This is a genomic window from Luteibacter yeojuensis, from assembly GCF_011742875.1.
GTDB classification, from domain to species: Bacteria; Pseudomonadota; Gammaproteobacteria; order Xanthomonadales; family Rhodanobacteraceae; genus Luteibacter; species Luteibacter yeojuensis.
Window position 1 is genome coordinate 176,945 of the sequence record NZ_JAAQTL010000002.1, and the last position, 21,125, is coordinate 198,069.

Sequence of the window (21,125 nt, forward strand, 5' to 3'; positions counted from 1 at the left end):
GGAATCCCATGCTGAAGCAACGCATCACCACTGCCGCGATCCTCATCCCGCTGGTCCTGGCGCTCATCCTGCTGCCGCCGACGGTCTACTTCGCGGCCGTCGTCGCCCTCGTCTTCGTCGGCGCCGCCTGGGAGTGGAGCCTGCTGGCCGGCTGCCGCACGCCGGCGGGCCGCGGTACCGTGGTCGCGGCGGCGGCCGCCATCTTCATAGCCCTGCTCCTCGTCTGGACGCCGGGCCTGCTTGCCGTGCTGACCCTGGCCGGCGTGGCCTGGTGGATCGGCTGCTGCTTCTGGCTTCGCCACTTCACGTTCGCGGCCGCGCCCAATGCCGAGAACCGCATGCTGAAGCTCGGCGCGGGCGCCCTGGTGATCGTCCCCACGCTCGCATCGGCCATCCTGCTGCACTCGGGGCCGAAGGGTCACTGGTGGACCCTGCTGGCCCTCGTGATCGTCTGGGCCGCCGATACCGGCGCCTATTTCAGCGGCCGCCATTTCGGTCGGCGCAAGCTCGCTCCGCGGATCAGTCCGGGGAAAACCTGGGCGGGCGTCTACGGCGCCATCCTGGCGGGTAGCCTCGTCGCCCTCCTCGGTGGCTACCTGCTCGGCGTGCGCGGCGGCGGCCAGCTCGTGGGCCTCGTGCTGCTCGGCGTCGTCACCGTCGGCATCGCCGTGGTGGGCGACCTCTTCGAAAGCCTGATGAAGCGCCACGCGGCCGTGAAGGACTCCGGAAGCCTCTTCCCGGGCCACGGCGGCCTGCTCGACCGCCTCGACAGCGTGTTCGCGGCCCTGCCGGTGTTCGCCGCCGGCAAGCTCCTGCTGGGACTCTGAGCCATGGCCGTGCGCCAGGTCGCCGTCCTCGGCGCCACCGGCTCCATCGGCGGCAGCACGCTCGACGTGATCGCGCGGCATCCCGGCCGCTTCCGCGCCAGCGTGCTGGCGGCCAACCGCGATACCGCCGGACTCGCCGCACTCTGCGAGCGATTCCGCCCGGATCTCGCGATCGTCGCCGACCCTGCGATGGAGGCCGACCTGTCCCGCCGCCTCGCGGCCGCGAACGTGCGCTGCGAGGTCGCCAGCGGCGCCGACGCCGTCACCGCCGCGGCCGCCGGGCCGCTCTGCGACACCGTGGTCGCCGCCATCGTGGGCGCGGCGGGCCTCGATTCGACGCTGGCCGCGGCCCGCGCGGGCAAGCGCCTGCTGCTGGCCAACAAGGAATCCATCGTCATGGCCGGCGCCCTGCTGCTCGAGGCCCTGCGCCAGGGCGGCGGCGACCTCATCCCCATCGATTCCGAGCACAACGCCATCTTCCAGTGCCTGCCCGGCGGCCGGCCGGACCTCGGCCGGGCCGGCGTGCGGCGGATCATCCTCACGGCCTCGGGCGGTCCGTTCCGCGGCCGCACACGCGCCGAGCTGGGCCGGATCACGCCCGACGAGGCCTGCGCGCATCCCAAATGGTCGATGGGCCGGAAGATCTCGGTGGATTCCGCCACGCTGATGAACAAGGGGCTCGAGGTCATCGAGGCCCATCACCTGTTCGCCGCGCCGGTGGATGCCATCGAGGTGGTCGTCCATCCGCAAAGCCTGGTCCACTCGCTGGTCGATTACGTCGACGGCTCGGTACTGGCCCAGTTGGGCAATCCCGACATGCGCACGGCCATTGCCTGTGCCCTGGCCTGGCCCGAACGGATCGAGGCAGGCGTCGCCCCGCTGGACCTGGCCGCCCATGCCCGTCTCGACTTCGAGAAGCCGGACACCGACACCTTCCGCTGCCTCGCCCTGGCCTTCGCGGCCCTGCGCGAAGGCGGCGACGCCACCGCCATCCTCAACGCCGCCAACGAGGTGGCCGTGGCGGCCTTCCTGGCCGGCTCCCTCCCCTTCCTCGGCATCGCCGAGATCGTCGAGCGCGTCCTCACGGAACTGCCGGCCCAACCCGTGGTCGATGTCCAGACCCTCGTCGCCCGCGACGCCGAGGCGCGTCGGGCCGCCAGGGGCGTGCTCCATCGCGCTTACTGCTAAACTCGCTCCACCCAAACGTTTTTCCACCGAGACCCTCCCTCCCCGATGAGCCCCGTCCTAGGTTCCGTGTTCTGGCTGCTGGTCACGCTTGGCGTGCTGGTGACCTTCCATGAATTCGGCCATTACTGGGTCGCGCGACGCTGTGGCGTGCGAGTGCTGCGGTTCTCCGTGGGCTTCGGCCGTCCGCTGTGGCGCCGCGTGGCGAAGGACGGCACCGAATACCAGATCGCCGCCATTCCGCTCGGCGGCTACGTGAAGATGCTCGACGCCCGCGAGGGCGATGTCCCGGCCGCCGAACGCGCCCAGGAATTCACCGGCAAGTCGGTCTGGAAGCGCATCGCCATCGTGGCCGCGGGCCCCGCGTTCAACCTCATCTTCACCATCGCCGCCTTCTGGGCGATGTACATGATCGGAAAACCCGACGTGGCGCCGATCGTCACCGCGGGCCCGGGCACCGTCGCCGCCGTGGCGGGCATCCGCCCGGGCGACCGGCTGATCGCCATGAACGGCGATCCCGTCGGCAACTGGAGCGAGGCCACCGAGGTCCTCGCCAATGGGCTGCTGGGCAACGAGCCCCTGCCCGTTCGCGTGAAAGGCACCGACGGCGCGCAGCGCGATGTCGTGCTGCCCCTCCAGCGCCTGGACGCCAGCGGCGACATCGGCAAGCGCTTCGCCCAGCTTGGCATGAACCTGCAGGCGCCTCCCGTGGTCGGCGAGGTGGTCAAGGGCGACCCGGCGTCCCTCGCCGGTATCCGTCCAGGCGACCGCCTCCTCAGCGTCAACGGCAAGCCGGTGTCGGATTTCGACGACTTCACCAAGCTGGTGCCGGCGCAGGCGGCCATCTCGCCCAAGCTGGCCGTGGCCGTCCAGCGCGACGGACAGACGAAAGTCTTCGACATCACGGCCCGGATGAAGTCGGAAGAAGGCCAGCCCACCCGCTGGCTGATCGGCGTGGCCCGCCAGCCGCTGGAAGAGGCCACCCTGCGCTACGGACCCGTGCGTGCCTTCAGCGAATCGCTGCGCGCGACCTGGACGGGTACCGCTTCCACCTTCAACCTCATCGGAAAGATGCTGTCGGGCGAGGCCTCCACCAAGAACCTCTCCGGCGTCATCGGCATCGCGCAGGTCGCGAACGATTCGGCCAACCGCGGCCTGGGCTGGTTCCTCAACTTCCTCGCCCTGGTCTCGCTCAGCCTGGCCATCCTGAACCTGCTGCCGATCCCGGTCTTGGACGGTGGACACCTGCTGTATTACCTTATCGAGTTGATCAAGGGCAGTCCGGTCAGCGAGCGCACCATGGTCGCGGGCCAGTACGTGGGGATCGTCCTGCTGTTCACGTTGATGGGGCTGGCGTTCTTCAACGACATACAACGAATGCTTGTCTCGTGAGCCACCCGCTCGCGACGCAACCGTATCACCCAGGCTCCTGGCGCACCCGCGCCCTGCGCCGAACGACGCAAGGCCAGAGCCTCGCGCGTGCTCCTCTTCGGTTGCCGGCCTCGTCCGCCGTCGACTGGAATTAACCCAACGGAATCGACGATGAAGCGTATCGCCGCCCTGATCCTGCTTGCCTCCCTGTCCGCCAATGCGCTTGCCGCCTTCGAGCCGTTCGTCGTCTCCGACATCCGCATCGACGGCCTGACGCGTATCGCGCAGGGCACGGTGCTGAGCTACCTGCCGATCGAGAAGGGCGAGACCCTCAGCGACGACAAGGCGCAGGCCGCCATTCGCGCCCTCTACCAGACCAAGTTCTTCAGCGACGTGGAACTCGACCGCCAGGGCGACATCCTGGTGATCAAGGTCGTCGAGCGTCCCGCCATCGCCAAGCTCACGCTGCGCGGCAACAAGGACATCAAGGAAGACGACCTGCGCAAGGGCCTGAAGGAGATCGGCCTGGCCGAAGGCGAGACCTTCGACCGCCTCTCGCTCGACCGCGTGCAGCAGGAACTGATCCGCCAGTACTACAACCGCGGCAAGTACAACGTCTCGGTCGACCCGCACGTGACCCGGCTCGATCGCAACCGCGTGGCGATCGACATCGAGATCCGCGAAGGCAAGGCGGCGAAGATCAAGGAGATCAACGTCATCGGCAACAAGGCCTTCACCGACAAGGCCATTCGCGACGGGTTCGAGTCGAACACCACGAACTGGCTGTCCTGGTATTCCAAGGACGACCAGTACTCGCGCGAGAAGCTTTCCGGCGACCTGGAGAAGCTCAGCAATTACTACATGAACCGCGGCTACGCCGACTTCGGCATCGATTCCACGCAGGTGGCGATCAGCCCGGACAAGCGCGCCATGTACGTGGACGCCAGCGTGAAGGAAGGCGAGGTCTATACCGTCTCCGACGTGAAGCTGCTCGGCGAACTCATCCTGCCGGAAGAGACCCTGCGCAAGCTGGTCTTCATCCACAAGGGCGACACCTTCAACCGCGGCGCCATCGAGGCCAGCACCGATGCCATCAAGGGCATCCTCGCCAACATCGGTTACGCCTTCGCGAAGGTCACGCCGATTCCGAAGCTCGACAAGGACAAGCGCACGGCCGACCTCACGCTCTTCATCGAGCCGGGCAAGCGCGTGTACGTCCGCCGCGTGGTCTTCCAGGGCAACACCCGCACGGAAGACGAGGTGCTCCGCCGCGAAATGCGACAGCTCGAGGGTGCGTGGTACTCGCAGGGCGCCATCGACCGTTCGAAGACCCGCCTGCAGCGCCTCGGCTACTTCAAGACGGTGGACATCGACAAGGCGCTGGTACCCGGCACCGTCGACCAGGTGGACCTCACCGCCAAGGTGGAAGAACAGTCCGCGGGCTCGCTGATGTTCGGCGTGGGTTACTCGCAGTACTCCGGCATCATCCTGTCGGCCTCCGTGTCGCAGAACAACTTCCTGGGCACGGGCGACCGCTTCTCCATCGCGGCCGAGACGAGCACGTACTACAAGCGCGTCAACGCGAGCTACACCAACCCGTACCTCACCGATTCGAACATCGCGATCGGCTACAACCTGGGCTACAGCAAGCTCGATTACGGCGATACCGACCTCGCCAACTACCAGTACAGCACCAAGTCGTTCGAAACCACGGTATCGATTCCGATCACCGACTTCGACAACGTGTCGACCAGCCTGGGCATCAGCTCGAACCTCATCAACACGTCGATCTACACGCCGTCGGCGCTGGTGGCCTACCAGAATGCCCTGGGCAACCGCACGATCCACTCGTGGACGTCGAGCCTGGGTTACTCGCACGACACCCGCAACAGCTACTGGGCGCCCACCCGCGGCGGCCAGCTCACGGCGTCCGTGTCGGGTGCGCTGCCAGGCTCCACCGTGCAGTTCTACAAGCTGTTCGGCGAAGCCAACCATTACTGGCCCATCGGCAAGGGCTTCGTGCTCTACCTCGACGGCCAGGTGGGCTACGGCAAGACCTACGGCCAGACCTACGACCACGACGGCTACGTCATCAACCCGGACGGCACCCGCGGCGCGCAGATCTACAAGAAGGGCGACAAGATCGACTTCCCCTTCTGGGAGAACTACTACGCCGGCGGCGTGCGCGACGTGCGCGGCTTCCAGGACAACACCCTGGGTCCCCGCCTCTGCGACGGCGCCAGCAGCACCCGCGAGCCGGACAGCAAGGGTCGCTGCACCGGCGGTTATTACAGCTACGGCCAGCCGGTCGGCGGCGCGTTCAAGGTGCTCGGCACCGCGCAGGTGTTCCTGCCGCTGCCCTTCCTGAAGGACGTGAACACGGCCCGCGTCTCCTGGTTCGTCGACGTCGGCAACGTCTACAAGGACTACAGCGCCTTCAACGCCAGCGAGCTGCGTGCCTCCACGGGTCTCTCGCTGCAGTGGCAGGCGCCGATCGGTCCGCTGATCATCAACTTCGCCGTGCCGTTCCGTAAGAAGGATGCCGACAGCCGCTTCGTCGAGCGCATCCAGTTCACCTTCGGCAACACGTTCTAACGACCCTGTGGGAGCCGCTATAGCGGCGAGAAGCCAACGAAGCGATGAAGCGGTAAGGCAAGCTGCCCTCGCCGCGATAGCGGCTCCTACAGAAACAGGGCTTCAGTCGAAGACCTTGTAGAATCGAGGGGTGGCCCAAACGCCACCCCTTTCTTTTGGGAGTTTTCCGTGAGCGGAAGTCCGCAATACACCCTTGCCGAACTGGCCGAACGCTTCGGCCTTGAAGCCCACGGCGATCCCGCCACGGCGGTCGACGGCGTCGGAACCCTGGCGACCGCCACGCCGAGCCAGTTCACCTTCCTGTCCAATCCGAAATACACCTCGCAGTTGGCCGAATCGCAGGCGGGCATCGTGGTGCTGGGCGCCGACGCCCTGCCCCTGCGCAAGGGCGCCGCGCTGGTGGCGAAGGACCCGTACGTCGCCTACGCAAAGATCGCCGCGCTGTTCGAGAAGCACGCGGCGGCACCGCACGGCATCCACATGAGCGCCGTGGTCTCGCCTTCGGCCCGCGTGCATGCGACGGCCAGCGTGGGCCCGTGCTGCGTCATCGAGGAGGGCGCCGTCATCGAGGAGGGCGCGATCCTCGGCCCGCACTGCACGATCGGTCCGGGCTGCGTCGTCGGCGCGGATTCCCGCCTCGTCGCCCGCGTCACGCTCGTGATCCGCGTCACCCTCGGCAAGCGCGTGCTGATCCATCCGGGCGCCGTCATCGGTGCCGACGGCTTTGGCATCGCCTTCGACCGCGACCGCTGGGTGAAGCTGCCGCAACTGGGCGGCGTACGCATCGGTGACGACTGCGAGATCGGCGCCAACACGACCATCGACCGCGGCGCGCTGGAAGACACCGTGCTCGAGGAAGACGTACGCCTCGACAACCAGATCCAGATCGCCCACAACGTGCACATCGGCGCGCATACGGCCATGGCCGGTTGTTCCGCCGTGGCGGGCAGCGCCAAAATCGGCAGGTATTGCCTCATCGGGGGCAACGCCGGGATCCTCGGGCACCTCGAAGTGGCCGACCGGGTTACCATCACGGCCAAAAGCCTCGTGACCGCATCCATCAGGGAGCCCGGCGAGTATTCGTCCGGCACCCCGTTGCAGGAGAACCGCCTGTGGCGGCGCAACGCGGCGCGCATGAAACATCTAGACGAGTACGTGCGCCGCCTGGCGGCGCTGGAAAAGGACAAAGGGCAATGACCGAAATGAAAGCTGCCGTGACGCTCCCCGTGGACGTGGAGCAGATCCAGCGGCTCCTGCCGCACCGCTACCCGTTCCTCCTCGTGGACCGGGTGGTCGCGATCGATCCCGGCAAGACCATCACGGCGATCAAGAACGTCACCATCAACGAGCCGTTCTTCCAGGGCCATTTCCCCGGGCACCCGGTGATGCCGGGCGTGCTCATCGTCGAGGCCATGGCGCAGACCGCCGGCCTGCTCACGCAGATCACCAGCCAGGTCGACGGCCATTCCGGCAGCCCGCTCTTCTACCTCGTGAAGGTGGACAACGCGCGCTTCTCCGCCGTGGTCGCCCCGGGCGACCAGCTGGTGATGGAGGTGTCGCTCAAGCGTCTCATCCGCGGCATGGGCCTGTTCGAGGCCAAGGCCATGGTAGACGGCAAGGTCGTGGCCTGCTGCGAGCTGATGTGCGCCGCCAGGAGCGACAAATGATCCATGCCACCGCGCAGATCGATCCGTCCGCGCGCATCGCGGACAACGTCAGCATCGGTGCCTATACCGTCGTCGGTGCCGACGTGGTCATCGGCGAGGGCACGACCGTCGGTCCGCACGTGGTGATCGAGGGTCCGACCGTCATCGGGCGGGACAATCGCATCTCGCAGTTCGCCTCCATCGGCGGTCCGCCGCAGGACAAGAAATTCAAGGGCGAGCGCACGGAACTGGTCATCGGCGACCGCAACCTCATCCGCGAATTCGTCACGATCAACCGCGGCACGGGCGACGGCGGCGGCATCACCCGCATCGGCAACGACAACTGGCTGCTTGCCTACGTGCACGTGGCACACGACTGCCAGATCGGCAACAACGTCGTGTTCTCCAACTATTCGGCATTGGCCGGCCACGCGGAAATCGGCGACTGGACGATCCTTTCCGGCTTCTCGGGTGTCCACCAGTTCTGCAAGGTGGGTGCCCACGCGTTCATCGGCATGGGCTGCCTCGTCGGTTCGGACGTGCCGCCGTTCGTGATGATGGCGAACGAGACGCGCGGCCGTCCGCGCGGCATCAACAGCGAGGGCCTCAAGCGCCGCGGCTTCGACACCGCGCGCATCGCGGCCATCAAGCGCGCCTACCGCACCCTTTACATGGCCGGCCTGCCGCTGGCCGAGGCGCGCGAGCAGCTGATGACGCAGGCGGAAGCCAGCGAGGACGTACGCCAGATGCTCGAGTTCATCGATCGCAGCGAACGGGCGCTCGCGAGGTAACGACCGCCGGCGCTACCATGGCGCCGACGCCGCCGAGCACCATTCCGTCGCCCCTGCCGAGGCAGGGGCCCAGTGCCTGAGAGGCCACAGGCTGCGGGAGACCCAGCACCATGCAGCAAACCCGTTCTCCTTCCGACGCCCCGCTGATCGCGCTGATCGCCGGCGAGGATTCCGGCGACCAGCTCGGCGCCGATCTTATCGTGGCCCTCCGCCACCGCTTCCCCGGCGCCCGCTTCGTGGGCATCGGTGGCAGGCGCATGCTCGCGCAGGGCTTCGAGTCCTGGTACGACATCCGCGAACTCTCGGTCATGGGCTTCGCCGAGGTGGTGAAGCACCTTCCTCGCCTGCTCCGTCTGCGCCGCGACCTGCTGGCGAAGCTGTTTGCCGCCAGGCCGGCACTGACCGTCGGCATCGACGCGCCGGATTTCAACCTCGCCGTCGAGCGCAAGCTCAAGGAAGCCGGCCTTGTCACCGCGCATTACGTCAGTCCGTCCGTATGGGCGTGGCGCGAGAAGCGCGCGGAGAAAATCGGCCACTCCGCCCGCCGCGTGCTCTGCCTGTTCCCGATGGAGCCTCCCATCTATGCACGGCACGGCGTGGACGCGCGTTTCGTCGGCCATCCGCTGGCCGACCGCTTTCCCATGGTGTCCGAGCGCGACAAGCCGCGGGATGCGCTCGGACTCCCCCATGACGCGCCCGTGCTCGCCGTCCTGCCCGGCAGCCGGCCCAGCGAGATCGAGCGCATCGGTGCCACCTTCATCGATGCGGCCAGGCGCGTTGCCGCGTCCATGCCCGGCCTGCGTATCGTCGTGCCCGCGGCCAATGAGCGCGTGCACGAACGTCTCGCCACGCTCCTTCAGGGGTTTCCCGGCACGCCGCCCCTGCTCGTCGACGGCCGCGCGCACGAGGCCATGCTCGCCGCCGACGCCGTGCTGCTCGCCTCCGGCACGGCCACGCTGGAAGCGATGCTGGCAAAGCGCCCGATGGTGGTCGGCTATCGGGTTTCGCCCACGAGCTACCGCATCGCCAAGGCCCTGCACATGCTGAAGACCGATGTCTACAGCCTGCCGAACATCCTGGCCCGCGCCTGCGGCCTCGGCCGCGAGCGGCTGGTGCCGGAGTTCATGCAGGACGAATGCACGCCGGACAACCTGGCCCGGGCCACGCTCGACCTGCTCGCCGACAGCGAACGGCGTGGCGCCATCGTGGCGGCGTTCGAGTACCTCCACCAGGAACTTCGCGGCGGCCTCGAAGGCCGCGCGTCCGACCACGCGGCCGACGCGTTGGCCGACCTCGTCGCGCCCCGTTCCTCCCAGCAGGAGCCGCTGTAGCGGCCCCTGCACGACTTGCTCCTGCTGCGCCCCGACAGTACCCTCCCCGCCATGCCCCGCCGCCGTAACGTCACCTCCCAGCTCGCCCGCGATCTCGTCGTCGCCGGCGTGGACGAGGCCGGACGCGGCCCGCTGGCCGGACCCGTGGTGGTCGCCGCGGTGATCCTCGATCCCGCCCGCCCGATCCGGGGGCTCGACGATTCCAAGCAACTGGCCGAAGCCGTGCGCGAGAAGCTCTACGCCCGCATCGTCGAGCGCGCCCTCGCCCACTGCGTGATCTTCGTGGAGCGCGAAGAGATCGACCGGGTCAACATCTTCCAGGCCACCATGCTGGGAATGACCCGCGCCCTGATGGGCCTGTCGCTGACGCCGCATATGGCGCTGGTGGACGGCAACAGCCTTCCGCGCACGCTGCCCTGTCAGGGCCGGGCCGTGATCGGCGGCGACGGCGCGGAACCGGCCATCAGCGCCGCCTCCATCCTCGCCAAGGTCAGCCGCGACCGGCACATGACGGCCCTGGACGCCTTGCATCCCGGTTACGGCTTCGCCCGCCATAAGGGCTACGCGGTGCCGGAGCACCTGGAGGCCCTGGACCGCCTGGGCCCCTGCGAGGCCCACAGGCGCAGCTTCGCGCCCGTGCGGCGCTGGTTCGAGCCGGAAGCCGTCGAAAGCCCGATGGACGACCTGTTCGCCGCCGTGGCGCTATAGGCCAAACGGCCTGGCCTAAAGTCCTTCGGGGACCTGCCGATACGAAGGCTAACGCCCTCCCCGTGGGGGTGTAGCCCTTTCCCTATCGACAGGTAACACCCCATGAAGAAGCTCGCCATCGCCATCGTGCTGTTCGCAGCCGCTCCCCTGTCCGCCCAGGCCGCCTGCGCCGCCAAGGATTTCGCCATCGACGGCTTTGCCGTGAAGCTGACGCAGGGCTCGGGGCTGCCGCGCTTCAGCATGAAGGGCAACCTGGTCAACAAGTGCGCCGAGCCTGCCGCCGCGCAGATCCGCATCGACGCCAAGGATGCCTCGGGCAAGGTCATCGCCAGCAAGCAGGGCTGGCCCGCCGGCACCTCGAACATCGAGCCGGGCAAGAGCGTGGACTTCGACCTCGGCCGGCTGTTCCGCTATTCCGCCGATATGCAGGACTACACGGTGGTCGTTTCGGACGTGAAGGCCTGGTAATCGCGCCTGCCCGCCGACGCGCGTCCCGGATCCTTCGGAAGCGCGCCGGCGGTGGCGCTCAGATGTAGAGCCAGGACGCTTCTTCGCCCGCGGCGAAAGTCTCCTGGCGCGCCGGCAGCCAGACCAGGGCGTGTGCGGAAGCCAGGTTGCTCAGCATGTGCGATTCCTGGCGAGGCAGCAGTTCGAGCGAGGCGACGCCGCCGCTCATGTCGAGGCGCATGCGCACCAGCCGGTCGCGTTCGCTATCCGCTTCCACGGCCGAAGCCAGCATGCCGCGGCGCCACGCCGGCTGTTCCGCCGTCTCGCCTTCGAGACGCGCCAGCACGGCACGTGCGTGGACCGCCAGGCAGACCAGCACCGCGGCGGGATTGCCAGGCATGCCCAGCAGCACCTTGTCGTCGCGCATGCCGAACCAGAGCGGTTTTCCCGGCTTTTGCGCCACCTTCCAGAAGATCTCGCGCACACCCAGCCGGTCCGCGACCACAGGCACGAAGTCGCGGTCGCCGACGGAGACGCCGCCGCTGGTGACGATGAAGTCGGCGCTGTCCAGGGCCGCGCTCATGGCTTCTTCCAGCGCGACCTCGTCGTCGCGAACGTAAGCCACCACCGGCTCGCCATAACCGTTCTCGACGAACCATGCGCGCAGCAGCGGGCCGTTGGCATCGTAGACCTGGCCGGGAGCGAGCGGCTCGCCGACGCGAATCACCTCGTCGCCGGTCACGAGCACGGCCACGCGCGGACGGCGGTGAACCTCGACCGAGTCGATGCCGGCCATGGCGAAGGCGGCCAGGAGGCCAGCGGTGATCCGCTGCCCGGCTTCCGCAATGGGCGTACCCGCGACCAGTTCCTCGCCTTCGCGACGGATCGCCTCGCCCTTGTGCACGGCTTCACGCAACAGGATGCCATCGCCCGTGCGCTCGACGATCTCCTGACGGGCCACCGCATCGGCGCCGGCCGGCAGCATGCCGCCCGTGAGGATACGCACGGCCTCCCCGGGGCCCACGGTGACCTCCGCCGGCGCGCCCGCCGCGGCGGTACCGACCAACGCCCGGGTGGAACAGCCGTCGGCCGACCGCACCGCGTAGCCGTCCATGGAGCTCTGCGTGAAACGCGGCAACGAGATACGGGCTTCGGGGGCCTCGGCGAGCACCGAGCCGAGCGCGAGTTCCAGGGGTACCCGATGCGTCGGCAGCGTGCGTACAGCGGAGTGGTAGCACGCGAGTGCCTCGACGATGGGCAGGAGGGCCATCAGGGACCCTCCCCGTAACCGCCCGGATGCCTGCCGCCGGCGCGGCCGGTCTCGAGGAGGTGGATCAGCCCGGGAAGCGTCGCGGCCAGCGATTCGCTCGCACCGCCGCGGCTGCCCGGGAAGGTGACGAGCAACGTGTCGCGCACGTAGCCGGCCACGCCGCGCGACAGCATCGCGAAGGGCATGCGCTTCTGGCCGAAAGCCCGCGCGGTTTCCATGATGCCGGGGATCTCCACCTCGAGCATCGGACGGACGGTGTCCACCGTGATGTCGCGCGGCCCCAGGCCCGTGCCGCCTACCGTGACGACGAGCGAGACGCCGCCCTCGACCAGCGAGCGCAGCAGGTTGCCGAGGACGTCGGCATCGTCGGCGATGACGGCGTATTCGACGGGATCGAAGTTGGCGTCGATCAGCGCATCCCGCACGTAGGCACCCGCGGTGTCGCGCTTGGCGCCGCTGGCGACGGTGTCGGAAAGCACCACGACGGCGGCGCTGCGTGCCTGCGCCAGCGTGCGGCGGTAATGCGACTTGCCGCCCGTCTTGCGTTCCAGGCGGCAATCCTCGATGTGTAGCTCTTCCGGCTCGGCGTAAGGCTTGAGCATGTCGTAGAGCGTGAGCGCCGCGAGACTCGCCGCGGTGAGCGCTTCCATCTCCACACCGGTGGGGCCGATGGTCTGCACCTCGGCGACGACGCGCACGGAAGTCTCACCGAGTTCGTAGTGGACGTCGGCGCGATGGATCGGCAGGGGGTGGCAGAGGGGAATCAGCTCGTCCGTGCGCTTCGCGGCGAGGATGCCGGCGACGCGCGCGGTCTTCAGCGGATCGCCCTTCTCGGTCTCGCCGCTGCGCAGGAGATCGATGCACGCGGCGGGCGCATGCAGGGTCGCGGTGGCGCGGGCGATACGCAGGGAATCCGGTTTCTGGCTGACGTCTTTCATCCGTGGCTCGTATGGGAGTGGTGGCGATGCACCGCCGGGGCGTCCTCTTCCAGGTCGTCGCGGATGCAGCAACCCTCGACGAACGCGCTGCTGCCGTCCGTGTAGAACTCTTCCTTCCAGATCGGCGCGCCGTGCTTTACGGCATCCACCGCGTAGCGGCAGGCATCGAAGGCTTCCGCGCGATGCGGCGCGCGGACCACGCAGACGATGGCGATATCGCCGATGGCGAGATCGCCCAGGCGATGGACGATTCGTATGTACGGTACGCCGTATCGCTCGCGCGTAACGTGTTCCACCTCGCGAATTATCTTCGCCGCGAGCGGTTCGTGCGCCGTGTACTTGAGGTGGCGCACCGCACGTCCCTCGTGGTGGTCGCGCACCGTGCCCACGAACAGCGCCAGGCCGCCGCATTCCGGATGGGCATCGAGTTCGAGCAGCGGTTCGACCGCGACCGGATCATGGGAGAGAACCTCGTGCGTCATGCTCAGCCTCCCGCCACCGGCGGCAACAGCGCGATCCGTCCGTCCGACGGCACGGCATCGGCGCGGCGCACGATGGCGTCGCCGGATACGCAGGCGCAGCGATCCAGCGAGCCGGCGAGCTCCGGACGCTCGCGGGCAAGCAGCGCCAGCGCATCGCCGATGGTGGCGACGTCATCGACGGCATCGAGGCGGCACTCCTTCGCGCCGGCCAGTCGTTCGAGGTTGGCGAAGAGTTCGAAAACGATCGGTGTCATGGTTCAACCACCCATGGCGTGCATGGTCAGCGGGCGATCCACCGGACCGGGGCGCGAAGCATAACCGGCGTCCTTCAGCCAGACGGCGCGGGCGATCTGCGCGCCCAGCGCCTCGTCGTCGGCACCGTCGCGCAGGCGCGCCCCGAGGGGCACCCCCACTGGCGAGAAGAGGCAGGTGAACAACTCGCCCGTCGCGGTGATCCGCAGACGGTCGCAGGTGGAACAGAAAGGATTGGAGACGGTCGAGATGATGCCGAGCGGATAGTGTCCGTCGACGACGTAGGGGGTGGCCGGGTCGTGGCCGCGCGGCAGCGCTTCGACCCGATGCGACGCGCCGATGGCGGCGAGGATCTCTGCCTCGGACAGCACGGCATCGCGCTTCCACCGCCCCGGCGCATCCAGCGGCATGTACTCGATGTAGCGCAGCGGCAGGCCGCGAGCCATCGCCCATTCGAGCAGGGGCACGATGTCCTTTTCGTTGTCCTCGCGGATGACCACGGCGTTGAGCTTCACCTTCGCGCCCGCATCCGCCAGCGCGTCGATGCCGTCGAGCACCGGAGCGATCTCGCGCCGGGTCAGGCGCCGGAACGTCCCGGGGTCGATCGCGTCGAGGCTCACGTTGAAGTCGTCGATGCCCGCTTCCACCAGCTCGCGCGCCCTCGGGGCGATGCGCGAGGCATTGGTGGTCATGGACAGCCGCGAAAGCCCGCGCTCGCGCAGCGCATCGATGTCGCGCACGCATTCGAGCAGGTCGTGGCGCAACAGCGGCTCGCCGCCGGTGAGGCGGATCTGGTCGATGCCGTGATCGACGAACAGCCCCGCCAGGCGCACGATTTCGTCGCGCGCGAGCAGGCTGGCGCGAGGCAGCCAGTCCGGGTGCTCCGGCATGCAATAGGTGCAGCGGAAGTTGCAGCGGTCCGTGAGCGAGATCCGCAGCTTGCGCTTGGTACGTCCGTGGCGGTCGATGAGTGGGGACATGGTCGCCTTAGGGGAACATGGAGGGCGTGAGACGGGTGTTTCCGTCATGTCACGCCCCTTCTGGCGCAATCGTGCCAGACTTCGCGCATGAGTGCCTTGGACACCTCCACCGCTCCCGTCTGGCCGGCCTGGCCGGACTATGCCCTCGCGGAGGACCTGCTGCCCTTGCTGCGGGAATTCGCGCACCGGGGACGCGTGGCGCTGGCGACGCTGGTGACCGTGCAGGGGCCATCGCCCCGCCCGGTCGGCAGCGAGATGGCGATCGCGGCCGACGGCACCGTCGCCGGCTATGTGTCGGGCGGTTGCGTGGAAGCCGCCGTGGCGGGCGAGGCGGCGCTGGCGCTGGCGGAGGGACGGCCCCGCCTGCTCGATTACGGTGTAGGCAGCGACGTGGTCGACATCCAGCTCAGTTGTGGCGGACGTATCGGCATCTTCGTCCGTGAACTGCGCGAACCGTCCGCTTACGTCCATGCGCTGGGCGCGGCGCGGCGTGAGCGGCGCACCGTCACGTCGCTCGTCGACGCCGCAACGGGCGACTGGCGCATCGGGGACGGCGCGCAGGCCGGCGACGATGCCACTTATGCGGTCGTCCACCGGCCACCGTTGCGGCTGGTGGCGGTGGGCGGCGATCCGGTGACGCTGGCGGTCGCACGCCTGGCGCCGCTGGTCGGTGTGGACGTCGTGCTGCTCCGGCCACACGGGCCCGCTTCGCCGCCACCGGATACGACCCTCGCCGCATACGATGCGCGGTCGCTGCCGGTGGCGTTGGCCGACCTCGTCCTGGACGACCGCACCGCCGTCTATTCCCTCAGCCACGACGCCGAGGTGGATCACCTGGTCGCTGCGCATGCGCTCGACTCGCCGGCCTTCGCCGTCGGCGTGCTCGGCAGCCGGAACAAGATCGGCGCACGCATCCAGCGCCTGCGCGACCACGGCGTGGACGAGGATGCGCTCGATCGCCTGCAATTGCCCGCGGGCCTTCCCATTGGCGCACAGACGCCGCATGGCATCGCGCTGTCCATCCTCGCCCAGATCTGCCAGCGCGACCGCGCGCGGCAGGCATGACCATGCCGCACGATGCGGTGATCCTCGCCGCCGGCGGCAGCCGCCGCCTCGGCAGGCCCAAGCAACTCCTGACCCGCGACGGCGAGACGCTCGTCGCGAGGGTGGCGAGGCTGGTGCTGGCGACGGCCCCCGAACGGACGATCGTCGTGGTGGGTGCGCACGGCAACGAAGTGGTCGCGGCCCTTGCCGGCTTCGACGTGCAGTTCGTCCTCAACGACCTCTGGCCGACCGGCATGGCGTCGAGCCTGCGCCTCGCCGCCACCGAACTCGCGGGTCGCGAGCGGGCGACGCTCGTCTGCGTCGTGGACCAACCGGCGCTGGAAACACGGCACCTCGACGCGCTGATCGCGGCCCACCGAGAGGACCGCGATACCGTCACCGCCTACGGCGACGCAGCGGGCGTGCCGGTCATGCTCCGCGCATCGACGCTCTCGCGCGCGATCGAACTGGAAGGCGACGCGGGATTCCGCGCCCTGTGGAGGGGCACGGCACCGCGCACCGTCCATGCCGACGAACTGGGCGAGGACCTGGACGACGAGACGGACCTGCGCCGCGCCGTGGCGGCGGGCCTTCTGGACGACTCCGCCGGCGACGCGGACCGCAGATTCTTGCGCTCTCGCCCCGGACAGCCACCCGGGATCTGAAAGCGCCGTTCGGACACGACGTGCAAGAAAACCCGGCGACATACGGTCATACTCCAGGTCAGTCGCCCCGGGAGTTCCCATGACCGCTACTCGACTCGTCTATCGCCACCGTTGGCCCGTGCGGGTAATGCACTGGATCAACGTCGTGTGTCTCTTCGTGCTGCTCGGCAGCGGATTGCAGATTTTCAACGCGCATCCCGCGCTGTATTGGGGAGAACGTTCCGATCCCGGCAAGGCGGTGCTCTCCTTGCAAGGCGGTACGGACGCGCAAGGCGACCCGCGCGGCACCACGCATATCGGCAAACACGCCTTCGACACCACGGGCGTGCTCGGCGCGTCGAAGGTGAATGGCGAGTGGCGCTCCCGGGGCTTTCCCTCGTGGGCGACCATTCCCGGCCCCGGCTGGCTCGCCATGGGACGGCGCTGGCACTTCTTCTTCGCCTGGCTGTTCGTCGCCAACGGCATCGCCTACGTGACCTGGTCGCTGCTCAGCCGGCATCTCGCGAAGGACCTCGTACCCACCCGCAGGGACTGGCGCGGCATCGGACGCTCGATCGTCGACCATCTGCGTTTCCGGCATCCGCATGGGGAGGAAGCGGTGCGCTACAACGTGCTGCAGCGACTCGCCTACCTCGTCGCCATCTTCGTCTTCGGGGGCGGCATCGTGCTCATGGGCATCGCCATGTCGCCCCGCATGGATGCCGTATTGCACTGGCTCGTCGACCTGGTCGGCGGACGCCAGTCCGCGCGGACGATCCATTTCATCATCGCCACCGCCTTCGTCGCCTTCGTGCTGGTCCACGTCTTCGAAGTGCTGGTGAGCGGCCCCCTCAACCAGTTGCGCGGCATGATCACGGGCTGGTACCGGATCAGCGAGGACAAGGAGACGACACGCCATGACTGACCGCCGCGGTTTCATGCGCAAGACCCTTCTCGCCCTCGGCGGTGCCGCGCTCGCCGGCTGCGACCGCATCTCCGAGAGCGACACCGGCACCAGGGTGCTCGAATCCGCCGAGGCCGTGACGCGGCGCGTGCAGCGCTTCCTCTCGCCCTCGCGCGCACTGGCGAAGGAATACACGGAAGCGGATATTTCGGCCGTCTTCAAGCCCAACGGCAGCACGATGCCCGACACGCCGGTCTACCAGGCGCTCCTGCGCAACGGCTTTGCCGATTACCGTCTCGAAGTGGACGGGCTGGTGGACCGTCCCGCGCGGCTCTCGATCGACGAGCTGAAGGCGCTGGGAACGCGCACGCAGATCACGCGCCACGACTGCGTGGAAGGCTGGAGCGCCATCGGCAAGTGGACGGGTACGCCCCTGTCCGCCCTGCTCGACCATGTGGGCGCGAAGGACGGTGCCCGTTACGTCGTCTTCCATTGCTTCGACAACTACGAAGCAGACACGCCGTACTACGAGAGCATCGACCTGGACGAGGCCAGGCACCCGCAGACACTGCTTGCCTACGCGCTCAACGGCGCGTCGCTGCCCGTCGGCAATGGCGCGCCGCTGCGACTGCGCGTGGAGCGGCAGTTGGGCTACAAGCACGCCAAGTACCTCCGCCGGATCGAGGTCGTCGCCAGTTTCGCGGACATCGGCGAGGGCAACGGCGGGTACTGGGAAGACAACGGTTACGAGTGGTATGCGGGCATCTAGGGACGCCCCAGGCCGCCCTTTTTCCGCATTGCGTCACGGGAACCCTGTAAAAAGGGGCTGACAAATGCGAAAAATCTTCGTCGACCCTATTTTCAGCGGACGAAAGCAACGCTAGAGTGAGTCGCCCGCTGGGCATCGGCCGGAAAGGCCGCCTCATTCGAATCAAGTGACAAGGATAACCATGGCCAAGACCACCAAACCGGCGGCGAAGAAGGCTGCCAAGGCTCCCGCCAAGGCTACGAAGGCGCCGGCCGCCCTCAAGCCCATCAAGGATCCGCTGTCGAAGTCCTCGCTCGTCTCGCACATCGTCGAGCAGAGCGGCGTGGACAGCAAGAGCGTGAAGGCCGTGCTGGCCTCGCTCGAAGGCGCGATCTCCGCCTCGGTTCACAAGAAGGGCGCCGGCACGTTCACGCTGCCCGGCCTGCTCAAGATCACCTCGGTCGCCGTCGCTGCCAAGCCGAAGCGCAAGGGCAAGGACCCGTTCACGGGCGAAGAGCGCTGGTTCGCCGCCAAGCCCGCTTCGGTCAAGGTCAAGGTCCGTCCGCTCAAGAAGCTGAAGGACGCCGCCGCCTGATCCTTCGCGGTGGAGCGTCCACCGCAAGCCAGGAGGTAACGAAAACCCCCGCCGCGAGGTGGGGGTTTTTGTTGTTCCGAAATACTCGTCGCGAATCATGCTTGACTACAGCTGTCGTCAGGGGCATCCTGCCTACACCTGTAGTCAGGAGCGGCGGCATGAGCAAGAAGACGATCGGCGACCAGGAGCTGGCCCTCCTGCAATACATCGAGGAGGCGCCGAAGAGTTCCGTGGCCGAGGTATGCGCGGGCTATGGAGAGGCGCGCGGACTGGCGCGGTCCACGGTGCTCACCATGATGGAACGGCTGCGTGCGAAGGGTTACCTCACGCGCCGCAAGATCGACAACAGCTTCCGTTACAGCGCCACCAACGGCGCCGCCGAAGTCATGACCGGTGCCGTCGCCCGGTTCGTCGAGAAGACCCTGCAGGGCTCGGTATCGCCCTTCGTCGCGTGGATGTCGGAGCGCGGCCAGGTGAGTGACGCGGAGCTGGCGGAGCTCGAGGCGCTGGTCGGCACCCTCCAGTCGCGACGGAAGGGGCGCTGACATGGACGCCTTACTCGACACCGTCCTCTCCCGCCTCGCCTATGCGTCGCTGCAGGCGATCCTGCTGGCCGCGCTGGTCTATGCCGCCTGCCGCTTCATGCCGGCACTGTCGGCCGCCGCGCGCAGCGCGCTGTGGTGGCTGCTCGGCGCGCAGCTGGTGATCGGGCTTGCCTGTCCGACGCCGGTCGCCCTGCCGCTCTTGCCCGCGCCCGCCGCGCCGGTACCGGTCGCCACTACCGGCTTCGCGGTCGCCGCCGCCGGGACGCCCGACATCGACGTGGCGACCGCCCCGACCGTCTCCTGGACCTCGGTGCTTCTCGCCGCGTGGATAGCCGCGGTCCTCGTCCAGTTCGGCATCGCGGCCATACGGGGTTACCGCCTTGCCGGCGTGGTCCGCCGCGCGATGCCGCACGACGACGTCCGCGTCGACACGCTGTGCGCACGCCGGGCCCGCGAACTCGGCCTGCGCCGCTCGCCGCGTCTCGCGGTCTCGGCCGAGGTCGATTCTCCGCAGGTGATCGGCCTGTGGCGTCCGACCATCCTGCTGCCACTGGACGACCGCCTCGACGACGAGGAACTCGACATGGCGCTGATGCACGAACTGGCGCACGTGCGCCGCGGCGACCTGCTGCTCGGCTGGATACCGGTGCTGGCGCGGACGCTGTTCTTCTTCCATCCCATCGTCCACGTCGCCATGCGCGAATACGCCCTGTGCCGCGAGGCCGCCTGCGATGCCCTGGTGGTGTCGCGCGGCAGGCAAGCCCCGCGGACGTATGGACGTCTGTTGCTCCGCCTCGGCGTGGCGCCCCACCCGCACCATGCGCTACCCGGTGCATCGCCAACCTTCCGTACCCTGAAAAGGAGAATCGACATGCTCGGCCAAGCCACCGACGCGCCGCCGCGCCTGCTCACGTTCGGACTCGTCGCGATCGTCGCCCTTATCGGTGTCACTCCCTGGCGGGTCGTCGCCGCGGACGGCACCCAGGAACAGCCCGCCGTGGCGGCGAGGCCCTCGTTGGCGGCCGCACCCGCGCCGAAGGCCACGGCGGCCGCGAAGGCGGCCCCGACCGTCGTCGCGGCAAGCCCTTCCCCGACCTCCCGCCCCTCGCCGGTGCCGATGCCGCCCACGCCGCGCCTCTCGCCCACACCCCTGCCGCCGATGCCGCCGATGCCACCCACGCCCGCGGCACCCGCGGCGCCGATGGCACCGGCGCCCCCCGCCGCACCGCCCGTGCCGGAACTCGCGGGGTTCGGCGAGCATCCGTACGACCAGACCTTCATCTTCTTCAGCGACGCCATCACCCGCGTGGTGAACGGCAGCGACGACGACATCCGTCGCGCGAGGGCACAGCGCGAAGGCGCCGGCGACTATGCGTGGTACCGGGATGGCAGCCGGGCCTGGGTATTGAAGGATCCCGCCTATGTGAAGCGGATCCGCGAAGCCTACGATCGCGCCAGGGTACCCGCCGACGATGCGCGGGATGGCGCCGAGAAGCAGGCCGCGATCGATGAGCGCCAGGCGGTGCTCAACGCGCAAATGGCGAAGCTGTCGATGCGACAGGCGGAACTGGTTTCACGGCAGGCCGATCCCTCGGGCTCGCGCGATCCGGTCGCCTATGCCGCGGGCCATGCGGCCATCGGCAAGGAACAGGCGGATATCGCAAAGGACATTGCCGAACTCGACAAGCAGCGCGCCGCGATCGGCCAGAAGCGCGCGATCGCGGCGCGACGCCAGGCGGAAGCCGCGCAGAAGGCCAACGCGGAGGTGCAGGCGATCGTCGCCGAGGCGATCCGCAACCACGCGGTCGAGACGTCCCACTGA

General features: G+C 68.4%; 22 protein-coding genes. 17 read left to right on the top strand and 5 right to left on the bottom strand.

Annotation, left to right across the window (positions count from 1 at the left end):
• Positions 1-8: 8 nt before the first annotated feature.
• The 10 genes from HBF32_RS15740 to HBF32_RS15785 all read left to right on the top strand — a co-directional run bounded on the left by HBF32_RS15740 (position 9) and on the right by HBF32_RS15785 (position 10,922).
• Positions 9-827 carry a phosphatidate cytidylyltransferase gene (locus tag HBF32_RS15740; protein ID WP_166700736.1) on the top strand — a complete coding sequence of 273 codons (819 nt, stop codon included), beginning with the start codon at positions 9-11 and terminating at the stop codon, positions 825-827.
• Between the two features lie 3 nt (positions 828-830).
• Positions 831-2,015 carry a 1-deoxy-D-xylulose-5-phosphate reductoisomerase gene (locus tag HBF32_RS15745; protein ID WP_166700737.1) on the top strand — a complete coding sequence of 395 codons (1,185 nt, stop codon included), beginning with the start codon at positions 831-833 and terminating at the stop codon, positions 2,013-2,015.
• A gap of 45 nt (positions 2,016-2,060) precedes the next feature.
• Positions 2,061-3,404: an RIP metalloprotease RseP gene (rseP, locus tag HBF32_RS15750; RefSeq protein ID WP_166700738.1), complete on the top strand. Its 1,344-nt coding sequence runs from the start codon at positions 2,061-2,063 to the stop codon at positions 3,402-3,404.
• Between the two features lie 150 nt (positions 3,405-3,554).
• Positions 3,555-5,978, top strand: a complete 2,424-nt coding sequence (gene bamA, locus HBF32_RS15755) for an outer membrane protein assembly factor BamA (RefSeq protein WP_166700739.1) — start codon at positions 3,555-3,557, stop codon at positions 5,976-5,978.
• 168 nt (positions 5,979-6,146) lie between these two features.
• Positions 6,147-7,175 (top strand): UDP-3-O-(3-hydroxymyristoyl)glucosamine N-acyltransferase, encoded by a 1,029-nt coding sequence (gene lpxD, locus HBF32_RS15760; protein WP_166700740.1) that lies wholly within the window; start codon positions 6,147-6,149, stop codon positions 7,173-7,175.
• A 5-nt stretch (positions 7,176-7,180) separates the two neighbouring features.
• Positions 7,181-7,645, top strand: a complete 465-nt coding sequence (gene fabZ, locus HBF32_RS15765; RefSeq protein ID WP_166701090.1) for a 3-hydroxyacyl-ACP dehydratase FabZ — start codon at positions 7,181-7,183, stop codon at positions 7,643-7,645.
• Positions 7,642-8,415, top strand: a complete 774-nt coding sequence (gene lpxA, locus HBF32_RS15770) for an acyl-ACP--UDP-N-acetylglucosamine O-acyltransferase (protein WP_166700741.1) — start codon at positions 7,642-7,644, stop codon at positions 8,413-8,415. The genes fabZ and lpxA overlap by 4 nt, the downstream gene beginning before the upstream one ends.
• Before the next feature lie 110 nt (positions 8,416-8,525).
• A complete protein-coding gene (lpxB, locus tag HBF32_RS15775) occupies positions 8,526-9,746 on the top strand; it encodes a lipid-A-disaccharide synthase (protein WP_166700742.1) in 1,221 nt (406 codons plus the stop codon).
• A gap of 51 nt (positions 9,747-9,797) precedes the next feature.
• Positions 9,798-10,454 carry a ribonuclease HII gene (gene rnhB, locus HBF32_RS15780; RefSeq protein ID WP_166700743.1) on the top strand — a complete coding sequence of 219 codons (657 nt, stop codon included), beginning with the start codon at positions 9,798-9,800 and terminating at the stop codon, positions 10,452-10,454.
• A gap of 102 nt (positions 10,455-10,556) precedes the next feature.
• Positions 10,557-10,922 carry a hypothetical protein gene (locus tag HBF32_RS15785; protein ID WP_166700744.1) on the top strand — a complete coding sequence of 122 codons (366 nt, stop codon included), beginning with the start codon at positions 10,557-10,559 and terminating at the stop codon, positions 10,920-10,922.
• Positions 10,923-10,980: 58 nt separating this feature from the next.
• Here HBF32_RS15785 and HBF32_RS15790 read toward each other — a convergent pair whose 3' ends face one another.
• From HBF32_RS15790 to moaA, 5 genes are read right to left on the bottom strand one after another with little or no spacing between them, the layout of a single operon-like run.
• Positions 10,981-12,171, bottom strand: coding sequence for a molybdopterin molybdotransferase MoeA (locus HBF32_RS15790; RefSeq protein ID WP_166700745.1), 1,191 nt, complete (start codon positions 12,169-12,171; stop codon positions 10,981-10,983).
• Positions 12,171-13,109 (bottom strand): bifunctional molybdenum cofactor biosynthesis protein MoaC/MoaB, encoded by a 939-nt coding sequence (gene moaCB, locus HBF32_RS15795; RefSeq protein WP_166700746.1) that lies wholly within the window; start codon positions 13,107-13,109, stop codon positions 12,171-12,173. The genes HBF32_RS15790 and moaCB overlap by 1 nt, the downstream gene beginning before the upstream one ends.
• Entirely contained in the window at positions 13,106-13,591 is a 486-nt protein-coding gene (locus tag HBF32_RS15800) for a molybdenum cofactor biosynthesis protein MoaE (protein WP_166700747.1), read from the bottom strand. Before HBF32_RS15800 ends, moaCB begins: the two co-directional genes overlap by 4 nt.
• Before the next feature lie 2 nt (positions 13,592-13,593).
• Positions 13,594-13,845, bottom strand: a complete 252-nt coding sequence (locus HBF32_RS15805; RefSeq protein WP_166700748.1) for a MoaD/ThiS family protein — start codon at positions 13,843-13,845, stop codon at positions 13,594-13,596.
• Positions 13,846-13,848: 3 nt separating this feature from the next.
• A complete protein-coding gene (gene moaA / locus HBF32_RS15810; protein ID WP_166700749.1) occupies positions 13,849-14,823 on the bottom strand; it encodes a GTP 3',8-cyclase MoaA in 975 nt (324 codons plus the stop codon).
• Positions 14,824-14,910: 87 nt separating this feature from the next.
• Here moaA and HBF32_RS15815 point away from each other — a divergent pair, with 87 nt between their 5' ends.
• The 7 genes from HBF32_RS15815 to HBF32_RS15845 all read left to right on the top strand — a co-directional run bounded on the left by HBF32_RS15815 (position 14,911) and on the right by HBF32_RS15845 (position 21,125).
• Positions 14,911-15,888, top strand: a complete 978-nt coding sequence (locus HBF32_RS15815; protein WP_166700750.1) for an XdhC family protein — start codon at positions 14,911-14,913, stop codon at positions 15,886-15,888.
• Complete coding sequence (locus HBF32_RS15820; RefSeq protein WP_205287764.1) at positions 15,885-16,532, top strand: nucleotidyltransferase family protein; 648 nt, start codon at positions 15,885-15,887, stop codon at positions 16,530-16,532. Before HBF32_RS15815 ends, HBF32_RS15820 begins: the two co-directional genes overlap by 4 nt.
• Positions 16,533-16,611: 79 nt before the next feature.
• Positions 16,612-17,436 carry a cytochrome b/b6 domain-containing protein gene (locus HBF32_RS15825; protein ID WP_166700751.1) on the top strand — a complete coding sequence of 275 codons (825 nt, stop codon included), beginning with the start codon at positions 16,612-16,614 and terminating at the stop codon, positions 17,434-17,436.
• Positions 17,429-18,184 (top strand): molybdopterin-binding protein, encoded by a 756-nt coding sequence (locus HBF32_RS15830; protein WP_166700752.1) that lies wholly within the window; start codon positions 17,429-17,431, stop codon positions 18,182-18,184. The genes HBF32_RS15825 and HBF32_RS15830 overlap by 8 nt, the downstream gene beginning before the upstream one ends.
• A 181-nt stretch (positions 18,185-18,365) precedes the next feature.
• Positions 18,366-18,758, top strand: a complete 393-nt coding sequence (locus HBF32_RS15835; RefSeq protein WP_166700753.1) for an HU family DNA-binding protein — start codon at positions 18,366-18,368, stop codon at positions 18,756-18,758.
• A gap of 158 nt (positions 18,759-18,916) precedes the next feature.
• Positions 18,917-19,303, top strand: a complete 387-nt coding sequence (locus tag HBF32_RS15840) for a BlaI/MecI/CopY family transcriptional regulator (protein ID WP_166700754.1) — start codon at positions 18,917-18,919, stop codon at positions 19,301-19,303.
• A gap of 1 nt (position 19,304) precedes the next feature.
• Positions 19,305-21,125 carry a M56 family metallopeptidase gene (locus HBF32_RS15845; protein ID WP_166700755.1) on the top strand — a complete coding sequence of 607 codons (1,821 nt, stop codon included), beginning with the start codon at positions 19,305-19,307 and terminating at the stop codon, positions 21,123-21,125.